The following is a 6,101-nucleotide window of genomic DNA, read 5'->3' on the forward strand; positions in this document are numbered from 1 at the left end:
ATTTGAGAGTAGCTCCATGTGCCCGTGGCTGTCGAACTAAGTGTGGTCTTTGCCGGCGTTCTCAGCACCGCGACCATGTGGGGAACCTAGGAGCTGGAAATTGCAGCGCAGTTAATTCGATTGCTGAAACATGGCTTCTACGGCGACTTCTTGAGTACAGTGAATGCAGCATTAAACTAATCGAAAATTTGAGCAATTTCTGCAGCCCGCTACCGCTGATATTCCACGTCGCCCGTAAACGCACCAGGACCGGACAGATCGTTCGAATTGATGCCTGCGTGTTTGCGGTTCATTCATCAATTAACGGCACATTTGCCATGTCGGGCGCCGGCCCCGCTGCGTATCTGCTTTGGCCGGCTTGTTGATGTCCCGGAGTACAGTATGTCGACCAGACCCACGCGCGGTGCACGCGCGGTGCTTGTGATGTCTTCCCTGGTGCTTGCCGCGGCCTCGGCGTCCACCGTCTCGGCGGGCACGGAAGAGACCATCTCCGTCAATGTCGATCAGGCCAAGCTGATCAGGCTGCCGCAGAACATCTCCACGCTGGTGGTGGGCAATCCATTGATTGCCGACGTCACGATGCAGCCGGGCGGCATGGTCGTCGTGACCGGCAAGGGCTACGGCGCCACGAACGTGATCGCCATGGACCGTAAGGGATCGGTGATCGCCGACCGGCTGATTCAGGTCGAAGGGCCGATGGATAAAGTGGTGACGGTCTATCGCGGGGTGGAGCGCGAATCGTACAGCTGCATGCCGGTCTGTCAGCGTCGGATCACCCTCGGCGATTCCGAAACCTACTTCAAATCCACGATCGATCAGGCCGGGACGCTGAACAACCAGGCGACCGGCGCCTCCGCTCCAAAGAACTGAGGCAACACGGCGCCGGTGGATGACGACGGCATCGGGCCGTCGGACCCGCCGGCCTGTGGTTAATCAAACCTCAATGGCGCGATCGATTTTGTCTCGATCCGGCGAAACACTTCCACAATCAGTTTTGACTAGGTTTCGCCACAGGGAAACCCGTCAGACGCCGAGAGTTCGCCGATGAGTTCGTTGTTGAGAGCGCGCCCCGCGAGGCTGCTGCGACGGTTCGGCTGCAGTCGCCGCGGCTCGGCGGCAATCGAGTTCGCGATCGTGGCGCCGATCTTTTTCGGATTGTTGTTCGCGATCATCGAGACGGCCTTCATGTTCTTCGCGGGCCAGGTGCTCGAGACCGCCGTGCAGGATTCGGCGAGGTTGATCCTGACCGGGCAGGCGCAGACCGCGTCCTATTCCTCGTCTCAGTTCAAGACCGCGCTGTGCGGCAAACTCACCAGCCTGTTCGACTGCAACGGTGTCTATGTCGACGTGCGCAGCTACGGCAGCGACTTCTCGACGGTTAGCATCACGCAGCCGATCGATTCCAACAAGAACTTCGTCAACAACATGCAGTACAGCCCTGGCACCGCGGGTCAGATCGTTGTCGTTCGAGCGTTCTATCAGTGGCCGCTGTTCGTCACCGGGCTCGGCTACAACATCTCCAATCTGGCCGGCAACCAACGACTATTGAGCGCCACCGCCGCGTTCCGCAACGAGCCCTATAACTAGGATCGACCATGAGTCTGCTGTCGAAGGTCTGGCGTAAGGCAGGGCGATCCTGGCGGTTGCTGCTGCGCGACCGCAGCGGCTTGGCGGCAACCGAGTTCGCCTTCATCGTGCCGCTGATGCTGGTGACGTTCTTCGCGACCGTCGAACTATCTGCCGGCATCGCGGTCGATCGCAAGGTGACGCTGGTGGCGCGCACGCTGTCAGATCTGACATCGCAGGCGACAACCGTCACCGACAGCGATCTGAAGAACGTGTTCGCGGCGAGCTACGGCGTGTTGTCCCCGTACCCGATCGATCCGGTGAATGCGATGATCACCGAGATCTACGTGAACGACGCCGGGGTCGCGAAGGTGCAGTGGAGCAAATCTGCCACCGTCGCGCAAAACGGGACCACCATCACCACAACGCTCATCAATTCGACCCGGAATCGGGGCGATACGATCACGATCCCTGACGGTCTTAAAGTAACGAAGACCTACATGATCCTGAGTGAGGTCAGCTATCAGTATAAGCCCGTTGTCGGCTACGTGGTGGCGCCGGGGGGAATCTCGCTGAGCGATTTGTCCTACACGCGCCCGCGGCAGTCGATCTGTGTACTGTACGACACCTCGAGCTGTCCGACGTTCTGAGCCGTGAGTGCGGGGCGAACTGGCGCCGCGTGACGCTGCATAAGGCAGCCCGGGGCTGACGTTCCTTATCCCCAATTAAAAAGGCCGCGCTGTAGCGCGGCCCTCGGTAGCTTAGTCCCGGACGATCTGCTTAGCCGGCAGAACGCAGGTTGTCGGCCGACGACTTGCCAGAGCGACGATCGGCAACGATTTCGTAGCTGATCTTCTGGCCTTCACGCAGCGTGCCGAGGCCCGCGCGCTCGACGGCGCTGATGTGAACGAACACGTCGTTGCCGCCATCATCCGGCTGGATGAAGCCGTAGCCCTTGGTCGCGTTGAACCACTTCACGGTTCCCATGCTCACGGGGTAGTCCCTTCTAAATATAGATACGGTCGGAGCCCATCTGGTGGCCAGGCGGGCTGGTGGCATCGAATTTTTGGAAGGGTCGTCAGCGTCTGAACCGGCTGTACCGGTAGTAGCTAATGTCGTCCGGCCGAAAATCGATTAACAGATATTATGCGAAGCCTGCGCTCAAAACAATCCTGACATGCGGGATTTTTTGGAGGCGCGGGTTTCGCATCCATTGGGAAACCGCGCTCTGCGAAACGGCAAAGCGCATGTGGTCGTGTCCGTCCAGCGGCTTACCTGCGCCGTAACTGACCCCGCGGCGGGGCGCCGCGCGGCGCACCCGCTCCGCCCGGACGCTCGTCCTTATGGCGGAAGATCAGGCGGCCCTTCTCCAGATCATAGGGTGACATCTCGATCGTCACCCGGTCGCCGGCCAGCGTCTTGATCCGGTTCTTCTTCATTTTGCCTGCGGTGTAGGCAACGATCTCGTGTCCGGCGTCCAGCTGGACACGATACCGCGCGTCGGGAAGGATTTCGGTCACCAGTCCTTCGAACTGGATCAGCTCTTCTTTAGCCATCGTGATCTCCAGATCGGTCTTGATCAGCGTTGCGGTCGTTGAGTCGTCGTCTTAGCAGGACGATTCTTGCGCTGCAAAAATGCGACGCCCTGAAGTCCCTCGCCATGACCGCCCGCATGACCGCCGTGCTGCGGCCGGGCTGCGGATTCGTGGCGTCCGGCGTCCGGATGCCGGGAGTCGACGTGACGGGCATCCGGGCGTCCGGCGTTCGGGTTGCCGCCGCGGCGCGGACGGCGCGGGTCGTTGGCGCCGGCTTCGCCGCGCGCCTGATGCGGCGCGCCGCCATTGCGCTGGCCGCGATGCGGCTGGCCGCCGTTGCGGTGACCACCGCGCTGTTGCGCGGGAGGCGGGGGCTTGGCGCCGGGGGTACGGTGGTCTTCCTTCGGCAACGCCACCTTGATCAGCTTCTCGATGTCGCGCAGATAGCCGGCCTCGTCGCTGCCGGCCACCAGCGTGATCGCGGTGCCGTCCGCGCCGGCGCGCGCGGTGCGGCCGATGCGATGGACGTAGGTCTCGGGAATGTTCGGTAGGTCGAAATTGACGACGTGCGAGACGCCGTCGACGTCGATGCCGCGGGCGGCGATATCCGTCGCCACCAGCGTGCGCAGTTCACCGGTGCGGAACGCAGCGAGCACGCGCTCGCGATAGTTCTGCGACTTGTTGCCGTGGATCGCGTCGGCCGAGATGCCGGCGCGCTGCAGCCCCTTCACGACCTTGTCGGCACCGTGCTTGGTGCGGGTGAAGACCAGCGCCTGATTGACGCCGTCCGCCTGCAGGATCTGCGCGAGCATCGCCGGCTTGGCTGAATGATCGAGCTGGATCACGCGCTGATTGATGCGCTCCACCGTCGACGACACCGGCGTGACGGCGACGCGGGCCGGATCGCGCAGCATCTGCTCGGCGAGGTCGGCGATGTCCTTCGGCATGGTGGCCGAGAAGAACAGCGTCTGGCGCTTGATCGGCAGCTTGGCGACGATCTTCCGGATGTCGTTGATGAAGCCCATGTCGAGCATGCGGTCGGCTTCGTCGAGCACCAGGAATTCGACATGCGACAGCTTCAGGGCGTTGCCCTGAACCAGATCGAGCAGACGACCCGGAGTGGCGACCAGCACTTCGACGCCCTGCATCAGGGCGCGGACCTGCCGGCCCATCGGCACGCCGCCGATCGCCAGCGTGGCACTGAGGCGGATGTGCCGGCCGTAAGCGTTGAAGCTGTCGAGGATCTGGCCGGACAGTTCGCGGGTCGGGCTGAGGACCAGCACGCGGCAGCTCTTCGGCTGCGGCTTGATGCGGTTCTCGAGGATTCGATGCAGAATCGGCAGCGCGAAAGAAGCGGTCTTGCCGGTGCCGGTCTGGGCGATGCCGACGACGTCACGGCCGGTGATCGCGAGAGGAATTGTCTGCGCCTGGATCGGCGTCGGGGTGTGGTAATTTTCTTCCTGAAGCGCACGAGAGATGGGATCGGCGAGGCCGAAATCCTGAAACGTGGTCAAAAGATGGGTTCTTTCCATTGTGAAAGCAGGCGCCCGACGCTCTGGTCGGGAGCAGGCACAAACCGTGACGCTCGCGTGTTTGGAGCGTGGGCTCTAATCGGCTGAAAGACGAGCCAGAAACCGCTGTCCGAACTCAGGGGCAGGGGGATCAGAACACGCGGCTCGCGGCGACCTGAAGAGTCTCAAGGTCTTGCAACTCATATGGAACATCAAAGCGGCGCTTTCAAGGTCGAATTGCGCATTCGGTCCGGCATCCGCAGGCAGTAATTGGTTAGAGAGCAGGCGACTGCTTTTGTTTTGTGCATTTTGTCCAGGATGCATGCACTTTTGCGACGTAAAAATTGTGCAGCTGCGTAAAGTGCAGGATTTGGATGATGCCTTTTTGTGAGGCCTTATCAATCAGTTAAACGCGGATGCCTGCGTGGCATGCTTCTTGCGATTCCTTCGCCGCAGACGGCCGTGGGGCCGAGCATCATTCTGCGTCCAGGGAGATTACAACCGCATGCGTATCGAACCCAAGTTTTCGAGGAAGACGGTATTAAGCCGGCGCGCCTGGCTGGCCGCCGCCGCGGGTCTGACCCTCGGCCTGTCGGCCTTCGGGTCCGCGAAGGCCGCTGAGGACACCATTAAGGTCGGCGTTCTGCACTCTCTGTCCGGCACCATGGCGATCAGCGAAACCACGCTGAAGGATACGGTGCTGTTCCTGATCGACGAGCAGAACAAGAAGGGCGGGGTGCTCGGCAAGAAGCTGGAGGCGGTTGTGGTCGACCCGGCGTCGAACTGGCCGCTGTTCGCCGAAAAGGCGCGCGAGCTGATCACCAAGGACAAGGTTTCGGTCGTGTTCGGCTGCTGGACCTCGGTGTCACGCAAGTCGGTGCTGCCGGTGTTCAAGGAGCTCAACTCGATCCTGTTCTATCCCGTCCAGTATGAGGGCGAGGAGAGCGAGAAGAACGTCTTCTACACCGGCGCGGCCCCGAACCAGCAGGCGATCCCGGCCGTCGACTACCGGATGAAGGACGAGGGCGTGAAGCGCTGGGTGCTGGCCGGCACCGACTACGTCTATCCGCGCACGACCAACAAGATCCTCGAAGCCTACTTGAAGTCGAAGGGCGTCAAGCAGGAAGACATCATGATCAACTACACGCCGTTCGGCCATGCCGACTGGCAGACGATCGTGGCCGACATCAAGAAGTTCGGCTCGGCGGGCAAGAAGACGGCCGTCGTCTCCACCATCAACGGCGACGCCAACGTGCCGTTCTATAAGGAGCTGTCGAACCAGGGCATCAAGGCGACGGATATTCCGGTCGTCGCGTTCTCGGTCGGTGAAGAAGAACTCGCCGGCATCGACACCAAGCCGCTGCTTGGCCACCTCGCCGCCTGGAACTACTTCCAGTCGATCGTCACGCCGGAGAACAAGGCGTTCATCGCCAAGTGGAAGACCTTCACCAAGAACGACAAGCGCGTCACCAACGACCCGATGGAGGCG

Annotated in this window: 7 protein-coding genes; 4 read left to right on the plus strand and 3 right to left on the minus strand. The window is 61.5% G+C overall.

Features of this window, described 5'->3' with window-relative positions; genetic code table 11:
* Positions 1–381: 381 nt before the first annotated feature.
* The 3 genes from ACOJTD_RS03940 to ACOJTD_RS03950 all read left to right on the plus strand — a co-directional run bounded on the left by ACOJTD_RS03940 (position 382) and on the right by ACOJTD_RS03950 (position 2,216).
* Entirely contained in the window at positions 382–870 is a 489-nt protein-coding gene (locus tag ACOJTD_RS03940) for a pilus assembly protein N-terminal domain-containing protein (RefSeq protein WP_420131628.1), read from the plus strand.
* Positions 871–1,044: 174 nt separating this feature from the next.
* Positions 1,045–1,587 (plus strand): TadE/TadG family type IV pilus assembly protein, encoded by a 543-nt coding sequence (locus ACOJTD_RS03945; RefSeq protein WP_420131629.1) that lies wholly within the window; start codon positions 1,045–1,047, stop codon positions 1,585–1,587.
* 8 nt (positions 1,588–1,595) lie between these two features.
* Positions 1,596–2,216, plus strand: a complete 621-nt coding sequence (locus ACOJTD_RS03950) for a TadE/TadG family type IV pilus assembly protein (RefSeq protein ID WP_420131630.1) — start codon at positions 1,596–1,598, stop codon at positions 2,214–2,216.
* Positions 2,217–2,346: 130 nt separating this feature from the next.
* Here the strand turns inward: ACOJTD_RS03950 and ACOJTD_RS03955 are convergent, their stop codons facing one another.
* The 3 genes from ACOJTD_RS03955 to ACOJTD_RS03965 form a co-directional block, all read right to left on the minus strand.
* Positions 2,347–2,559, minus strand: coding sequence for a cold-shock protein (locus ACOJTD_RS03955; protein WP_025588297.1), 213 nt, complete (start codon positions 2,557–2,559; stop codon positions 2,347–2,349).
* 278 nt (positions 2,560–2,837) lie between these two features.
* A complete protein-coding gene (infA, locus tag ACOJTD_RS03960) occupies positions 2,838–3,122 on the minus strand; it encodes a translation initiation factor IF-1 (RefSeq protein ID WP_420131631.1) in 285 nt (94 codons plus the stop codon).
* 23 nt (positions 3,123–3,145) lie between these two features.
* Positions 3,146–4,633 (minus strand): DEAD/DEAH box helicase, encoded by a 1,488-nt coding sequence (locus tag ACOJTD_RS03965; RefSeq protein ID WP_420131632.1) that lies wholly within the window; start codon positions 4,631–4,633, stop codon positions 3,146–3,148.
* Between the two features lie 484 nt (positions 4,634–5,117).
* Here ACOJTD_RS03965 and ACOJTD_RS03970 point away from each other — a divergent pair.
* A partial coding sequence (locus ACOJTD_RS03970) for an ABC transporter substrate-binding protein (RefSeq protein ID WP_420131633.1) occupies positions 5,118–6,101 on the plus strand: 984 nt, incomplete at its 3' end.

Source organism: Rhodopseudomonas sp. (genome assembly GCF_048594845.1).
In the GTDB taxonomy this organism is placed as follows: Bacteria; Pseudomonadota; Alphaproteobacteria; order Rhizobiales; family Xanthobacteraceae; genus Rhodopseudomonas.